Source organism: Lysinibacillus sp. GW823-FHT02G10, from assembly GCF_058797135.1.
Map to the genome: position 1 here is coordinate 259,114 of NZ_JBXAJI010000001.1, position 15,342 is coordinate 274,455.

Consider the following 15,342-nt stretch of genomic DNA (forward strand, 5'->3'; position numbering starts at 1 on the left):
TTTATAGATGAATCTTTTTGGAAATACCAACTAAAAATTTTGTTTCAGAAATATTTTCGAACCAAATATGGTCGACCATATTTTTGACAAAAAATAAACCGCGTCCACGATCAGCATAATCAAATTTGTCTAAATCGAATTGAAGAACTTTGTCCCAGTCCTTTTCGTCAATGCCTTTTGCTTCGTCAGTGACTGTTATTTTTATCTCTTCGTTTGATTGAGTTACTTGTATTTGAATCTTCTTTTGAGCGGGTGTATTAATTTTTCCCATAGCCTCTACGGCATTGATGACTAGTTCATGAACAACAAATCTTAACTCTCGTTTATAAGGTAGATTATATATCTCTGTATAATTCTCCATTACTTGATCAATAAAGGCTATAGCTTGTGTATCAGGATTTACATTGAGTGTGAATTCCATCTTCAATCACCTACCCTTTAATGTAATTGTTATTGAAACGACTGTGATGTCATCGCTGTAATCATTATCAAATAAATTGTACTTTTGAGAAAACTTTTGTAGTGCATAGCTGTTATCCTGTGAAGCATAGGCGTAGAAAAAGTCCATATCAATTGAGTTTTGCTCGTTCAATGTTAATAATCCATCCGTATAAAGAATAATACGATGCCAGCCTGATAAAGGTATTGTTTTTTTATTTATTTGAATAGTAGGGAATAGTCCGAGGATAGGCGTATTCGCTGGGAGGAAGACTGTTTCTCCAAATTTTCCAAATAAAAAACCAGAAGGGTGAGCCGCATTCACATAGTGCAAAGTGCCGTTTTTTGTATCTAGAAGTATGTAGATTGCTGTCATTAAAAAACGGTCCATATCCTCATCAGAAAATAGCTCGTAAATTTGGCGGTTAAGTTCTTGGATTACGGCTACTGGATCAATTAACTTAGTAATCATTCCTTTTAATAATGATCTGATGGACATAGTAACGAGTGATGCAGCTATGCCATGCCCCATTGCATCGTACAGAAGAATGGCGGTTAAATGGTCATTAATCTTAAACCAGCAGTACATGTCACCTCCTAGTGTATTGGATGTTACGTAAAGACCATCAACCTGTATTTGCTCAAGATTTAATGGAGGAGATAGTGCGTTCTTTTGGAATTTTTTTGCAACAAATAAATCTTTTTGAATCATACTTTCTTGCTGCTTTCGAAGCTTGGCTTCCCTCTGATATTTTAAGGCTACTTGAATTCGAGTCTTAAAATGAGTAAAATCAAACGGCTTTAAAATAAAGTCGAAAATGCCTGCTTCAAAAACCCTATCGATTGTTATGTTTTTTTCGTAGGTAGTAGATAGAAGGATAGGGACATCTATCCAATTTTTAAGTACATGAATGTGCTGACAAATTTCCTCGCAATTGCTGAGTGTCATTTTCGTGTCAAGTACGATTAATTCCAGCTCATCTTTCAAAGCTGAATCTACTAAATAGTTCATTGCTGCTTCCGTTGTTGAAAAGCAATAAATATTGGGGATGCTGATACGATGAAAATACTTTTGCAGACGTAGCACATCATTACTTACGCTGCCAATAATTAATACTGACATGCCTACTTAATTCACCGCCTTATGTATCTATAACTAAATATTTCCTGGAAGCCAACATAATGATTTCTAACCATAATTATATACTCCGTATTTACTGATAATATGAATAAATTAAAATTCTAATTTGCTATAAATTTACCAATAAATATCGCATTATACAAGGCTTTTGTGATATAAAGTAAAACTTAATCAATAGGATTTTTGACATCTTGGTTCTTGGATAGGGTTCACGGGTTATCTTTTTAACGATGTTCTTGATATATCTACAATTAATGCATGGGGAAGTAGTGAATACTTCGTCTCTAGTCATGATACTAGACTGTTCATTTTTAGAGTGACGAAGAATTTTTGTAAGACTAAAGGCCTTTTGTAGAAAGTAGTAATTTTGCCCTTTTTTAAAGATGAAAGATCGCTATTTGAGATGGAAATGTGGTAAGAAAAATTAATCTAAAATAAGGATTAATATATTCGATAAAAAGCATGTCATAAAACCTTACATACATATTGCTTATTCTTCAAATTTAATGTATTTTTAGAGCAGTTATAAAAAACGTGTTAATTAAAATTACATTGGAGTGGTGAAGAATGAAACATTATACCAAAGAAGATATTATACGCCGAGTGAAGGAAGAAAATGTGAAATTTATTCGCCTACAATTTACAGATATCTTAGGGACAATCAAAAATGTGGAAGTTCCTGTCAGTCAATTAGAAAAAGCGCTAGATAATAAAGTTATGTTTGACGGCTCTTCAATCGAAGGTTTTGTGCGTATTGAAGAATCAGATATGTATTTAAAGCCAGATATCAATACCTTTGTGATTTTTCCTTGGACTGCTGAAAAGGGGAAAGTAGCTCGCTTTATATGTGATATTGCAAGACCAGATGGTACACCGTTTGAAGGAGATCCACGCTCCAATTTAAAACGAGTATTGAAGGAAATGGAGGAGCTGGGCTTTACGTCGTTTAATTTAGGGCCAGAGCCTGAATTTTTCCTATTCAAGTTGGATGAAAAAGGGCATCCGACACTGGAATTAAATGATAGTGGAGGCTATTTTGATTTAGCGCCAACTGATTTGGGAGAGAACTGTCGTCGTGATATTGTTTTAGAGCTAGAGGGGATGGGCTTTGAAATTGAAGCGTCTCATCATGAAGTAGCACCAGGCCAGCATGAAATCGACTTTAAGTATGCGAGTGCTATTGAGGCATGTGACAATATCCAAACATTTAAACTGGTGGTAAAAACCATTGCTGCACAGCATGGTCTCCACGCAACATTTATGCCAAAGCCACTATTTGGGGTCAATGGCTCAGGAATGCATTTTAATCTCTCCTTATTTGAAGGTGATAAAAATGCCTTCTATGATGAACATGCAGACTTGCAATTAAGCGCAACCGCACGTAGCTTTATGGCAGGAATTATGAAGCATGTGCATGGTTTTACAGCTATCACGAATCCACTTGTCAATTCCTATAAACGATTAGTACCTGGCTATGAAGCCCCTTGCTATGTAGCGTGGTCTGCTCAAAACCGCTCACCATTAATTCGCATTCCAGCAGCACGTGGGCTATCTACACGAATTGAATTGCGTTCAGTTGATCCAGCAGCAAACCCTTATTTAGCAATGGCTGTAATTCTAGCATCTGGGCTGGATGGTATACGAAAAGATTTAACACCACCAGCCGCGGTAGACCGTAATATTTATAAAATGACAGCAGCAGATCGGGAGTTGAACGGGATTGATAGTTTACCATCCTCATTAGAATTTGCGCTAATTGAATTAGAGATGGATACCATTGTTCGTGATGCATTGGGTGACCATATTTATGATAAATTTACAGCTGCCAAAGAAATTGAATGGAATAAATATCGCACACGTGTCCATAACTGGGAGCGTGAGGAATATTTAACGATGTACTAAAGGTGTTGGGGCTTTTTTAGCTCCAACTTTTTTATGTGACATGTACTTCTTTTTGCTCTATCATAAGATTAAAGGAGTGTGAACGATGACACAGATAACTCAAGTTGTGACAATTCAAAACAATGATATTGTGCAATTTGAACTTGATATTAACCGTGCTTTAGTAGATTTAAAAGGCTTTTTCATACTTGATATCAAATACAATACGCTCTTTATTGGAGAGCAGACGGTCATCCATTCTGCTTTAATTATTTATCAGCAAAACAATTACACTATTTAACAAGAGGGGTCATGTCGATGAGACGTGACTTTTTTTAATAAAAGATAAACTCGATTGTTGTGAAAGGTTAATGGTAATCGGGTTTATTCTTCCTTGGATTGTCATAAATTAATTCATCTGGATCATCATTTTTCTCCCTAACCAGTACAGTTTCAAAGTAATGAACATCCATAGTGCCTCAAAGTTTTCTACTGCCATTTTACCACTTGATGGAAAGACCTATTTTTTTATCCAAAGCACCTTGGTATTTTACAAAAAATATCTCCTCTCTTATATTTACAGTGGGTAAATGAAAATCGATAGTTGTCGGAAATTTATATGTATTTTATATACTTTTGCTATAATAAAATTATCATGTTCATCGAACAAAGGAGGGGTTTGGTTGAAAATACGGTTAGGTCTTCTTGGCCCTTCAGACTCGATTGAATTTGTCGAAGCTGTCTTGAAAAATTGGCCAGAGTTTATATTTACCTCGATAGAATGTCTAGCACAAGAGGATTTAGATGAAAAAGTGACACCTTTATTGATGGAAGAAATGGATATGTGGCTGTGTACAGGGCCCATCACCTATAATATTGTGCAAAGTTGGAACCAACTAAAGACACCAGTTTTTTATGTTATGTATAAAGGATCATCCTTATATAAAACCGTGTTAAAGGTATTGTACGAACACAAAATCGACGTGAATGAAATTAGCTACGATGCTGGTAATAGTGATGCATGGGAGCAAGCCTTGGTGGAGGCAGGGATTGAAGTAAAGCCTAAATTTGTGGAATCGGAGACAATTTCATTAAAAGAGCTTGTGCACTATCATTTTAAGCTTTGGGAAAGTGGCCAAACAAAGGCTGCCATTACTGGTCATCCCATTCATCATGAACTACAATTGCTAGGTGTTCCAACCTACCGATTGTTCCCATCCTCGATGGCTGTAGAGGCTGTTATTACGAATATGCTACGAACATATGAAATGCTACGCTATAAGGCGACTCAAATTGCTGTACAAATAATCGAAATTGATCCATTTTTAGGAATCGCAAAAAATAACTTCTCAACAGATGAGCTGTTTAGAATGGAACTTAAGATAATGGAGCATTTGCTGACGTACACAAAAAGCATCCATGGTTCCATTAAATCTACAAGATTTGGGCGTTATGTGATTTTCACTACGAGAGGCTTAATGGAGGATATAACGAAGAATTTTAACCAAATGCCTGATATAGAAGATTTCACACCGCTAGATCAAGAGGCCATGACTTGTGGAATTGGGATTGGTCAAACGGTATATGACGCAGAAATAAACGCTGGAAATGCCTTATTGCATGCAAAGGAATGCAGTAAGGGTTCATGGATGGTTTGTTTTGATGATAAAAAAATTGCAGGACCGCTTGGAAAGCCTGAACAACTTACATACTCCTATACCTCAGAAGAATTAGAGGCTTTAAGTCAGAAAACCACCTTAAGTGTGATGACATTAAATAAGTTAAAGTCCTCATTGAAAAAATTAGCAAGTGATGAGCTGAATGCTAATGAGCTAGCAAAATATATGCAGATACCAGCTCGAAGTGCGCGCAGAATATTAACAACCCTTGAGGAAAAAGGATTTGCTGAAGTCGTTGCAGAGGAGAAACCCCATACACGCGGACGTCCACGTAAGGTTTATAAAATTTCTCCATTCTAAGGAGAGTCCATAGATATATGGACTCTCTTGTTATGCTATGAGCGAATTTTGTATTGCTTTACATCTGATGGCAGAGGGGAAGTGTATACCTCACCAGCTCGACGTTCAATTAATTCTGCCTTCGCTTGTTCAATTAATTCTGGTTGTAGAAGGACATCCAGTGCTGTAGAAGCCATAACTTTCCCTGCATGAAGCATGCCTTTATGTGCTAAGGAAGTTGTCCCTGTTGCTACGATTTGCCATGTATGAAGAGGGGTTCCAAGTGGTTCACATGCGGTCATGCATTGTGCAGTTGGGACAAGCCAGCTAACATCACCTACATCAGTAGATCCAGCCATAAATTCATCAGGCTTAAATGGATCAATAATATCCGCAATATCTTTTCCAGCTAATTGACGATTTCTTTGCACATCCACCTTTTTTTCCTCTTCCGATAGTGTTTTACGAATAGCACTAGCAAATTGTATTTCCTCATCTGAATAAGAAGGTGTACCTAATTTAATGAAATTTTCATACATAACCTGTTCTAATGTTGTATTTGGAAGCACATTAGAAAGAGCTGAGGCTAGATCTATTTCTACCTCAGTACCAGTCATCAGAGCAGCACCTCTTGCAATTTCACAAATACGTTGGTAGATAACCTCCGTTTGAGAAACTCTTGGAGCTCTTACAAAATACAAAACTTCTGCCTCTGCTTGTACAACATTTGGAGAAAAACCACCTGTATTTGTAATGGCATAATGGACTCTTGCTTCAGGAATGATATGCTCTCGTAAATAATTTACTCCGATATTCATCAACTCCACAGCATCAAGAGCACTTCTCCCTAAGTGTGGGCTAGCAGCTGCATGGGCGCTTTTACCTTTAAATTTAAAGTACACTTCGTAACAAGCGAGTGTGGCAACCGACATAATATTATTTGTTGTTCCTGGATGCCAAGTCAAAGCAATATCAACATCATCAAAAACACCCTCTCTTGCCATAAAGGTCTTACCGCCACCGATTTCTTCCCCGGGACAACCGTAATAACGGACCGTTCCTTCGATATTGTTCTCTTGCATGTAATCACGTAATGCAATAGCAGCACCAAGTGAACCTGTACCTAATAAATTATGTCCACACCCATGACCGTTACCTCCTGTTTCTTGTGGATTTGGCTGCGCTATACCGCCCTGTTGACTTAAACCAGTAAGCGCATCAAATTCTCCTAGAAATGCGATAACAGGATTGCCATGACCAGACGTTCCTATGAAGGCGGTTTCAATTTGGGCAACACCTTTCTCCACTTCAAAACCTTCATCCTCTAGTGCTTTGCTTAATAGTTCAGCAGATTTAAATTCTTCAAATCCTGTTTCAGCATATTGCCAGATTTGATTACTCACTTCAATTAATTTTTCTCGTTTTTCTTCAATAATTTGTGATAGTCTACTATGTTTGGTCAAATAAACTCACCCTTACCTTTCTTTTTATGCATGATCAATTAAACTACTATTCTTTGATGGAATTCTATAGAATACCGCACAGATTACCACGATGACTAAGGCACCGATTAGGAAGAAGAAGGCTGCTTGGAATGAGCCTCCAAAACCATCAATAAGAGCACCCATAGCTGTTGGGGCAATAAAGCCAGCCATACCACTAGCGAAATACATCATGCCTAAAAAAGAGCCTATAATTTTTTGAGAAACATACTTAAGTGGAATGGCCAAAATTGCCATTGAAATGGCTGAATCCCCTATAGAGAAGATACTCTGAAAGGAAATCGCTAACTGAATACTCGATGCATTAAACATCATATAAAGGCATAGGCCTGAAACAATGGCACCAATCAATACAATTATTTTTTCTTTTCCAGCAAGTCCTTTATCAATTAAAAATCCTGTGATAATAGCTGCGATTAATCCACAAGCCTGTGGAATCATAGCAAGTGATCCGACTTCTCGTAAATTTAAATTCCGCGTTTGTTCCAAATAGGAGGGAAGCCATGACGAGAAACCCCAATGGACTGTACTTGAGCAAAAGTACATCACGACAAGCATCCATAAAAATGAACTTTTATAGAGTTCTTTCATTGGACGACCATTTGAAGTTTCTGCCACCTGTTGTTTAATAAGCTTTGGGGGATTGTAAAACTTAAACAATAAAAGAGTGACAATTAGACCAACACCACCAATAATGTAAAACATTGTGCGCCAGCCCCAAGTATCAGCAATTAAACCAGCCAAATACAAAGCAAGAACACCACCAATTAATTGAGCAGCTAGAAGCATCGATTTAGCCCGTGCACGAACATCTTTTTTGAAAATCTCCGTAATGGCAACGCCACTGCCTGTCGGTAAACCACCATCACCAAGACCAAGAATAAAACGAATAGCTAAGATTGCCATAAAAGAGCCAATCATCCCAGTCAGTAGGGAGAAGAGGGAAATCATGAAAACAGCAATAACAATTATTTTCCGTGAACCAAACTTATCAGAGGCCCATCCTGCTAGCAATGTCATCAGTGCACTGCTTAGCCAAAAGCTACTGATGACCAACCCGCTTTGTGTCTGTGTTAAATGTAATTCTTTGCTAATGGGGATAATGGCCACATTCATACCGAACAATGTTAATGAATCGACTAACCATGCTAGAAATAATAATGAAAAGATAAAATTTCGTTTGCCAACACTCAATTGCGTATGTAACTCACTCATTCAATTCTTCCTCCTTTTTAGGACGCTTTATTTTTATTTAAGGACAATAAAGGTCTTGTCCGTTATTATAAATACATTATTGTTATTTTTCAATATATTTTGATTTCGAGTACAATGAAATTTTGAGGAGATAGAGAAAAAAGTGTAGATGAAGGACGAAATTAAGCAAGGAGAGTAGATCATAAAAAATACTTCCCTTAAAACCTGTCCAAAGTTAGCATAAAAAGACAGGTTATATAGCAGTATCTATTTTAAGATGGAATCAAGGAGTGAAAGCAATGAGTTGGATTGAGTCGATACAAAAGGCCATTAATTATATGGAGGAGCATTTATTAGAGGATATTACGATTGAACAGATTGCGCAGGAGGTTAATTCTTCTGTCTTTCACTTTCAGCGAACATTTGCCATTTTGACAGATATGTCTATTGCAGATTATCTGCGACGAAGAAGATTAACATTAGCTGCACAAGAATTGCTGGGTACTGAACAAAAAATAATCGATCTCGCCTACAAATACGGCTATGAAACTCCTGAAGCCTTTACTAAAGCGTTTCGAAAACAGCACCATGTTACGCCTAGTGAAGCAAGAAAGAAGCAAGGACCATTACAATCATATAATCGCCTGGTCATACAGGTAAGCTTGAAGGGAGCAGAACCAATGAAATATAAAATTATTGAAAAAGACAAGTTTCAAATTGTGGGTGTAAAAAGAACATACAACTGTCAAAATGGGGAGAATACAACGGAAATACCTCTATTTTGGCAAGAGGTAAACCAAAGTGGCTTTGATCACCAGCTATACCAATTAAATAATGGCACGGTCAATGGCGTATTAGGTGTTTGTGTACCAAATACTGAACAGGGACAAAAGGGCTTCATTGATTATTGGATTGCTACTGATCATGTAGGAGAAGTAGGGGAAGATTTCTTAACAATGGAAGTACCTGCATCCAAATGGGTTATCTTTGAAGTACATGGACCTATGCCTGATGCAATGCAAAATACGTGGAAACAAATTTATTCAGAGTGGTTCCCATCCAACCCATATGAACCAGCAGGAACAGCAGAGTTGGAGGTTTATCCTGAAGAGGATGCTTATAGCCCTGATGCGTATTCAGAAATTTGGATTCCAATTAAATAACAAAAAAGCCAAGGATGCTATACTAGTGCATCCTTGGCTTTTATTATTCTACTGAAAAAATTTCCCTTTTTTAGTTTTGTTAAAGATGTAAATTTTGAAATAAACTGTTTAATGGCGTTTATTAATCGTTACATAATTTCATGAGGGGGTTAAGAAATGATGAGAGGTACGATTCAAAACAAACGTGTTGAAATTTCACAAGAGGATGCACAGCAATACTTAAAGTTGGGAAAAGTTGCGCATGTTGCAACAGTTGATGAGGAAGGTTTTCCTTATGTTATTCCGTTTGTCTTTGTATATGAAGGGGAGGACAAACTATACTTGCATATTTAATCTTCGAGAAAGTCACTTTTGGTCAAATATCAAACAAAATCCTAAAATTTGTATAGAAGTTTGCGATATGGGTGATTTACATCCAGGCAAAAAATATGCCTGTCAATCCGCACTAGTTTATCAAAGTGTTGTTTTGTTTGGACATATCGAAAGAATTGAAGAGGAAACGAAAAAAGAATGGTTCTTTGATGCGTTACTGGAGAAGTATGGCAAGCCTGAATGGACATTTGAAAGAGAAGGCTATCCGATTATGCCGAAAATTGAACTATTTGAAGTAAAAATAGAAAAGCTGACAGGGAAAATGAATAACGGCATGTATCATTAATCAAAAAGGCTAAGTATTGGTTGAATTCTACCATGCTTAGCCTTTTCTTCTTACGATTTTGTTAAAGTGTAAAGTTGTAGAGTATCTTCAGTATTGTGCTTCTCTTGGTAAATGAAATTCAATTTTTTTAAAACCTTGAGTGAATTGATATTGGCAGCGTCAACTTCTGCCACAATGGTTTCCATTTTTAAGTGCTTAAAGGCATAATCAATTAAAGCAGTTATAGCTTCTGTTGCATAGCCTTTTCCCCAATATTCCTTGCCCAAATCATAGCCAATCTCTGTTAGAGCATTGTCATAATCAAGCATATTAAAGCCACATGACCCAATGATATGATTGGATGCCTTTTCAAAAATAGAGAAGCGGATTGCCTTGTGTTGCTTAGCTAATTGTTCTAGAAGTTCAATCATTTCCAAGGCTTGCTCTTCTTGTGTAAACTGAGTAATGTTCATATACTTGGTTACATCAGGATCAGACCAAATGGTTAATAAACTTTTAGCATCAGCTTTCTCCATTTTTTGTAACCGCAATCTTTCCGTGTCGATATTTTCAATCAATACTTTTACCTCCAAAATTATGATGATGTTGGATGAAAAATATTGCTATCTGCGCATAATTCAGTCCCTTCATATGGATATAAGTTTATTATAATAGAAATGATACATACTGCAAAATACTGGAGGAAATAGCATGATAAAAGTCTCGGAAGAGCAATATCCTATCATTAAACAATTTATTTCAAGAGCCCCGACATTTGTGTATAGTATACTAGATCGAATGATAGAAGGAGCTGTCTATTCTGATACAGCTGCTTTTCAAACATTATTATTTCACACGAAATCAGGGATATACTATGTATATGGCAATGAAAATAAGACTTCGATTGATTATCATCTTGCCTATTGTTTTCAACAGGCTATAGAACAACAGAAACGGTTTACCTTATTTTCTTATTCTGAACAGTGGAATACTAAAATCGAACATTTGTTAAATAATCAACTGAGAAAGCTAGAACGCTATACATTTACATTTGATGAAAATATTTATAATCATAGAGAGAAGCATGGGGAACGTGACTACGAAGTCAAATTTATTACTGAACCCTTGATTAAAAATTCACTGGAATTTGATCAGACATATTATGAGGAATATTGGGATTCTACCTCTAATTTCCTCAAAAATGGCTTTGGCTTTTGTTTCGTACATAAAGAACAAATCATTAGTGAAGCGGTCTCTATATTTAAATCAAATGAGTATGCAGAAATTGATATTATGACAGATTCGAATTTTAGAGGACAAGGATTAGCAAGTAGCATTGCAGAAACATTTATAGATCATTGTCTTGTCAACCAGCTAAAGCCTTGTTGGGATTGTGACATTTCGAATACAGGATCCATTCACCTAGGCACAAAGCTTGGTTTTACGACACCACAAAAATATGCTATCTATACAAAAAAGTAGCCCACGCGGTTATTAAAAACATCGTGAGCTTTATCTGCTTTTAAAAGAAACGATTGCGTAATTCAAAAACTCGATAGAATAGTCTAGCGTCTCTAGCCATTTTATTTGGAGCGTTCATATGGGGACGGAGGCATTGTTGAAACAATTCATCACAGTATTTTGTGCTACCGTGGCGTTCATAGCATTCATCATGCAGTTTACAGCAAGCATCCACTGCATTTGTAGGCGTACCTGGTCCTGAACAGCCAGGACCACAGTATCGGTAGCCGGGATAACAAAAACCGAGCTTGCGATTTCTATTCATCTCCTAAACCTCTCTTTTCGATGTTTTTACTATAAAATATGTAATATTTCATCGTAGAAGAGGATAAAAAACTATAAGACTATTCTTTTTGATTTGTAAGGTTCCTGTAAGCTTAAAAATAATTACTTGTAAGGATGGGGAGTTATGCTAGCTATAGCATAAAAGATAAGGAGTTTTTCAACATGAATCCATCCGTTACACAAAAAGAACGAATCATTGCCTTAGATATTATACGAGGATTAGCGTTATTTGGTATTTTATTTATTAATGTAGGTGCCTATCAGCTCTTGATGGAGGGTGCACCAATGCCTGATATGAGTGGAATCAATGGGGTTATTGATTCACTTATTAATATTTTTATAGAAAAGAAATTTTTCTCTATCTTTTCATTCCTATTTGGGGTTGGTTTTTATATTTTTGCTACACGTGCTGAAGCGCGGGGAGATAGACCGAGAATGCGCTTTGCAAGACGCTTATTGGCTCTGTTGGTTATAGGTATTATTCATATTTTTATTTTTTGGGGCTCTATCCTAGCCATTTACGCAGTGATTGGTTTTTTATTGTTACCATTTTACTCTGCGAAGGTTTCAACCATTTCTAAATGGTTGTTTACGATTATCACACTGCATATTCTGGCATTATTAGGACAAATGTATGTGCCGTCTAATGCAGTTTTGTCAGCTATATTTGGCTTTTTAGGCAATGATGCCGTAGCCATCTTTATTATGTTTTTAAGTGGATTTTTAGTAGCAAAAGCTGATTGGATTGGGCACATTGGAGCGCATAGTCAAAAAATAAAATGGTTGCTTTATAGTACTTTCCCGTTCTTTATTGGATTCTCATTATGGATTTGGTTTGCCTCACAAACAGATGACGAACAGCTTCAATCTATCATTGGCTTAGGGGTTGTTCCAACAACCTATTTTTATCTAAGTTGTTTGTTTATTCTATTAGAACATAAAACAATAGCGAAGCTACTTCAGCCAATTGGACGCGTGGGGCAAATGGCCTTCACAAATTATTTAGCGCAAAGCTTTATTGGAACAGCCATTATTTCATTAATGGGGCTAGAAGTAGTTTCACCATCAGATATTGTAGTGATAGCGAGTATTACGTTTATCATTCAAATAATTTTTAGCGTGATTTGGTTTAAGTTCTTTACAATAGGACCATTTGAAAAATTATGGCGATATATGACTTATGGAAAAAAAGTCGTGTCCAAACAATCATAAAATACTGTAAATCCCAAACAATCCTACTGTTTGGGATTTTTTCTGCTAAAATAAATTGTATGTTTTTGTAAAAAATGAAACCTAAAATAGGAGATAATCGTAAACTAGGTACCAGAAATAAAGGAGCGTTTATAATATGGCTAAGCAAATAAAAAAATATATGGCTGTGACAACGGCATCTTTGATGGCTGTACAGCTTGCAGCATGTGGAAATAGTGAAACTCAAACAGCAGAAGAATACCCTTTAACTACTTCTAATCAGATAACTGAAGATCAAAATCAAGCAAATACAAGTGATGAAATAGAAAGTGTTTACAATAGTGAAATGGCTGATGCCTGTGATGAATGGCAAGAAGGTGATGATGGTTCCTTTGAATGTATCGATGAAAATTCACCTTACTATGCCCAGCATTTCTTTAATGGTTTGATGTATGCAACGGCTGGAGCCATGATAGGAAGTGCGATATATAAAAGTCGCAATTTAAAAAATGGTACAGATCGAGATGAGCAAAGCAATGGTGGCGGCTCAGCAGTGCCACGATCGTCATCAAGCGCTAAGGATGAAAGTAAACATACAAATGGTATAACAAACAGTACGCAAAATAAGGCTAGTTCAACTTCAGGTAGCTCAACTTCAAGTGGATCAAATTCTTATTCGAGTGGACAACGCACCTATTCGACGGATAGTTCATCTAAGAGTTCCAATTCCTACTCCAATAGCTCTTCCTCAAGCACAGGAAAATCGGGCTTTGGTTCTGGTGGGGCATCTCGTGGCGGCTCGTCCTCCTCGTAAGGTTAGGATAGGGAGTGAAGAACATGATGAATCACACACAGCAACGACAAGCATTTTACTCAAAATTCCCTGACTTCTTTCCTGACTTTGAGGATTTAGAGTACGCATTATATGATGTTTTAGAATTGCCAAAGCAACAAATTGATCAACTTCATTATGCAACACAAATGCTTTGGCGCATCTTTTTAAAAGTCGGGAAACAATTTAAACATTTATCGGTCGATCAGCTCTTAGCCTTAGGTATTCGACCGGAAATGATCCCATATATTCAATTAGATTATTTACAGCAGCAATCAATTCTGGCACGATTTGATTTTATTTGTACAGAGGAGGGCTACATTAAATGTTTAGAGTTAAATGGAGAAACCCCTTTTCTTGTACAAGAAACCTTCAAGATGAATGACGCACTATGTCAGCATTTTGGCTATAAAAATCCCAATGATGTAACAGCCTTACAAAAAGCATTGTCGGGTGCTCTTTTTGCTGCCATTCAATATTTACATAATGTCAAAAAGCCGAAGATTGTCATCACAGGAAAAACAGCGAAAGAGGACTACGAAGAGTATTGCCAGGTACAGTTTATCAAGTCTTGTATTCCTTTTGACATTGAGTATATGCCCATACAAAAGCTTATTATCTTTTCTAATGACACGTCCGAGGTAGCACAAGGTCTTTATACACCTACAATGGAGAAAATTGATATTTTATTTAGACCCGCACACCCTGTAGAGTTTTTAATAGATGATGTGGCAGCAGATGGTGATCGCATTGGCTTGCATCTTTTAGAGCTTGTCAAAAAACGACAGCTAGCCATTATTAATCCACCTGCTGCCTATGTATTACAATCGAAAATCTTATTATGGTTAATATGGGAGCGGAGAAATGATCCATTGCTCTTTACTTCCGAGGAACGAGCAGCTATTTTGCAATATATGCTTCCTACATACCTTACAGCAGAACCATTTATTCGCGATGATGTACCCTATGTCAAGAAGCCTGTTTATTCTCGTGAGGGAAATACAGTAGAAATTTACGCAGGAAGTGGGCGGAGAGTAAATGCTTCTACATCCAAACACTATGATGATAATTTGTTTATTTACCAACAGTATGTGGAGATGCCTAGTATAACAGTGCAGTTAAAAGAAGGATATCGTGCTAAGAAGTGGCTAATTGGCTCATTTGTTGCTGATAATCGTGCATGTGGTTTAAGCTGTCGGGTAGGCAATCAAATTACAGAATGGGATTCACATTGGTTAGCCGTTGGTTACAAGGAATAGCAAATCTATAGTGCTGAAAAACAAAACCACCCATAAAATTTTTTAGAAGGTGAAAATGGATTGCCGTTGCAGGCTACTTGCTTTCCTGTGGGCGAGCGCCGAACCGCTTCCTTCGCTCCGCTCCGTTTAGCGTTTTGCCTGACTCGCTATCCCACGGGAGTCAAGTAGCCTTCCACTCCAACCTACAGAAGTGTTATCTTTTTAGCAAAGGTTTTCAAATAAAGTGAAGGTGTTCACTTCTTGTCACTCATCACTTCTCCACATTGAAAATAAGAGCTTATCCCCTCTATGAATACAGATAATGGGCGATTTTATTACTATGCTACTATTAAAAAAGTAA

Annotated in this window: 16 protein-coding genes; 10 read left to right on the plus strand and 6 right to left on the minus strand. The window is 36.9% G+C overall.

Features of this window, described 5'->3' with window-relative positions; all coding sequences use genetic code 11:
- Position 1: 1 nt before the first annotated feature.
- Positions 2–421 (minus strand): ATP-binding protein, encoded by a 420-nt coding sequence (locus tag AC1RFD_RS01300; RefSeq protein WP_054550610.1) that lies wholly within the window; start codon positions 419–421, stop codon positions 2–4.
- A 6-nt stretch (positions 422–427) separates the two neighbouring features.
- Positions 428–1,561 carry a response regulator gene (locus AC1RFD_RS01305; RefSeq protein WP_048391278.1) on the minus strand — a complete coding sequence of 378 codons (1,134 nt, stop codon included), beginning with the start codon at positions 1,559–1,561 and terminating at the stop codon, positions 428–430.
- A 585-nt stretch (positions 1,562–2,146) separates the two neighbouring features.
- Here AC1RFD_RS01305 and glnA point away from each other — a divergent pair.
- The 3 genes from glnA to AC1RFD_RS01320 all read left to right on the plus strand — a co-directional run bounded on the left by glnA (position 2,147) and on the right by AC1RFD_RS01320 (position 5,439).
- Positions 2,147–3,481, plus strand: coding sequence for a type I glutamate--ammonia ligase (gene glnA / locus AC1RFD_RS01310; RefSeq protein WP_048391277.1), 1,335 nt, complete (start codon positions 2,147–2,149; stop codon positions 3,479–3,481).
- An 85-nt stretch (positions 3,482–3,566) separates the two neighbouring features.
- The gene (locus AC1RFD_RS01315) at positions 3,567–3,761 is read left to right on the plus strand and encodes a hypothetical protein (protein WP_048391275.1); all 195 of its coding nucleotides are present in this window, start codon (positions 3,567–3,569) and stop codon (positions 3,759–3,761) included.
- A 382-nt stretch (positions 3,762–4,143) separates the two neighbouring features.
- Positions 4,144–5,439 carry an ArsR family transcriptional regulator gene (locus tag AC1RFD_RS01320; protein WP_492474428.1) on the plus strand — a complete coding sequence of 432 codons (1,296 nt, stop codon included), beginning with the start codon at positions 4,144–4,146 and terminating at the stop codon, positions 5,437–5,439.
- A 35-nt stretch (positions 5,440–5,474) separates the two neighbouring features.
- Here the strand turns inward: AC1RFD_RS01320 and AC1RFD_RS01325 are convergent, their stop codons facing one another.
- Entirely contained in the window at positions 5,475–6,881 is a 1,407-nt protein-coding gene (locus AC1RFD_RS01325; RefSeq protein ID WP_387254758.1) for a M20 family metallopeptidase, read from the minus strand.
- 24 nt (positions 6,882–6,905) lie between these two features.
- Entirely contained in the window at positions 6,906–8,135 is a 1,230-nt protein-coding gene (locus AC1RFD_RS01330; protein ID WP_048391272.1) for an MFS transporter, read from the minus strand.
- A 278-nt stretch (positions 8,136–8,413) separates the two neighbouring features.
- Between AC1RFD_RS01330 and AC1RFD_RS01335 the strand changes: the two genes are divergently transcribed.
- The 3 genes from AC1RFD_RS01335 (at position 8,414) to AC1RFD_RS01345 (ending at position 9,935) form a co-directional block, all read left to right on the plus strand.
- Positions 8,414–9,277, plus strand: a complete 864-nt coding sequence (locus AC1RFD_RS01335) for an AraC family transcriptional regulator (RefSeq protein WP_403019694.1) — start codon at positions 8,414–8,416, stop codon at positions 9,275–9,277.
- A 156-nt stretch (positions 9,278–9,433) separates the two neighbouring features.
- Complete coding sequence (locus AC1RFD_RS01340; RefSeq protein ID WP_403019692.1) at positions 9,434–9,610, plus strand: pyridoxamine 5'-phosphate oxidase family protein; 177 nt, start codon at positions 9,434–9,436, stop codon at positions 9,608–9,610.
- Entirely contained in the window at positions 9,576–9,935 is a 360-nt protein-coding gene (locus AC1RFD_RS01345; RefSeq protein WP_416141933.1) for a pyridoxamine 5'-phosphate oxidase family protein, read from the plus strand. Before AC1RFD_RS01340 ends, AC1RFD_RS01345 begins: the two co-directional genes overlap by 35 nt.
- Before the next feature lie 50 nt (positions 9,936–9,985).
- On the opposite strand, the gene AC1RFD_RS01350 is transcribed toward AC1RFD_RS01345, so the two are convergent.
- Complete coding sequence (locus AC1RFD_RS01350; RefSeq protein ID WP_333005522.1) at positions 9,986–10,492, minus strand: GNAT family N-acetyltransferase; 507 nt, start codon at positions 10,490–10,492, stop codon at positions 9,986–9,988.
- 133 nt (positions 10,493–10,625) lie between these two features.
- Between AC1RFD_RS01350 and AC1RFD_RS01355 the strand changes: the two genes are divergently transcribed.
- On the plus strand, positions 10,626–11,396 hold the full coding sequence (locus tag AC1RFD_RS01355; RefSeq protein WP_288583884.1) for a GNAT family N-acetyltransferase: 771 nt from the start codon (positions 10,626–10,628) through the stop codon (positions 11,394–11,396).
- Between the two features lie 40 nt (positions 11,397–11,436).
- Here the strand turns inward: AC1RFD_RS01355 and AC1RFD_RS01360 are convergent, their stop codons facing one another.
- Entirely contained in the window at positions 11,437–11,700 is a 264-nt protein-coding gene (locus tag AC1RFD_RS01360) for a Parvovirus coat protein VP1-like protein (RefSeq protein ID WP_081011051.1), read from the minus strand.
- A gap of 182 nt (positions 11,701–11,882) precedes the next feature.
- Between AC1RFD_RS01360 and AC1RFD_RS01365 the strand changes: the two genes are divergently transcribed.
- From AC1RFD_RS01365 to AC1RFD_RS01375, 3 genes are all read left to right on the plus strand, one after another.
- The gene (locus AC1RFD_RS01365) at positions 11,883–12,932 is read left to right on the plus strand and encodes a DUF418 domain-containing protein (RefSeq protein WP_288583887.1); all 1,050 of its coding nucleotides are present in this window, start codon (positions 11,883–11,885) and stop codon (positions 12,930–12,932) included.
- Between the two features lie 136 nt (positions 12,933–13,068).
- Entirely contained in the window at positions 13,069–13,725 is a 657-nt protein-coding gene (locus AC1RFD_RS01370) for a hypothetical protein (protein WP_112117579.1), read from the plus strand.
- A 23-nt stretch (positions 13,726–13,748) separates the two neighbouring features.
- Positions 13,749–15,002 carry a glutathionylspermidine synthase family protein gene (locus tag AC1RFD_RS01375; protein ID WP_421926138.1) on the plus strand — a complete coding sequence of 418 codons (1,254 nt, stop codon included), beginning with the start codon at positions 13,749–13,751 and terminating at the stop codon, positions 15,000–15,002.
- Positions 15,003–15,342: the final 340 nt, after the last annotated feature.

Bases quoted from the DNA above. Each gene is read 5' to 3' on its own strand.
- AC1RFD_RS01300 (WP_054550610.1), bottom strand. From the start codon at position 421: ATGGAATTCACACTCAATGTAAATCCTGATACACAAGCTATAGCCTTT.
- AC1RFD_RS01305 (WP_048391278.1), bottom strand. From the start codon at position 1,561: ATGTCAGTATTAATTATTGGCAGCGTAAGTAATGATGTGCTACGTCTG.
- glnA (WP_048391277.1), top strand. From the start codon at position 2,147: ATGAAACATTATACCAAAGAAGATATTATACGCCGAGTGAAGGAAGAA.
- AC1RFD_RS01315 (WP_048391275.1), top strand. From the start codon at position 3,567: ATGACACAGATAACTCAAGTTGTGACAATTCAAAACAATGATATTGTG.
- AC1RFD_RS01330 (WP_048391272.1), bottom strand. From the start codon at position 8,135: ATGAGTGAGTTACATACGCAATTGAGTGTTGGCAAACGAAATTTTATC.
- AC1RFD_RS01335 (WP_403019694.1), top strand. From the start codon at position 8,414: ATGAGTTGGATTGAGTCGATACAAAAGGCCATTAATTATATGGAGGAG.
- AC1RFD_RS01340 (WP_403019692.1), top strand. From the start codon at position 9,434: ATGATGAGAGGTACGATTCAAAACAAACGTGTTGAAATTTCACAAGAG.
- AC1RFD_RS01345 (WP_416141933.1), top strand. From the start codon at position 9,576: ATGAAGGGGAGGACAAACTATACTTGCATATTTAATCTTCGAGAAAGT.
- AC1RFD_RS01355 (WP_288583884.1), top strand. From the start codon at position 10,626: ATGATAAAAGTCTCGGAAGAGCAATATCCTATCATTAAACAATTTATT.
- AC1RFD_RS01360 (WP_081011051.1), bottom strand. From the start codon at position 11,700: ATGAATAGAAATCGCAAGCTCGGTTTTTGTTATCCCGGCTACCGATAC.
- AC1RFD_RS01365 (WP_288583887.1), top strand. From the start codon at position 11,883: ATGAATCCATCCGTTACACAAAAAGAACGAATCATTGCCTTAGATATT.
- AC1RFD_RS01370 (WP_112117579.1), top strand. From the start codon at position 13,069: ATGGCTAAGCAAATAAAAAAATATATGGCTGTGACAACGGCATCTTTG.
- AC1RFD_RS01375 (WP_421926138.1), top strand. From the start codon at position 13,749: ATGATGAATCACACACAGCAACGACAAGCATTTTACTCAAAATTCCCT.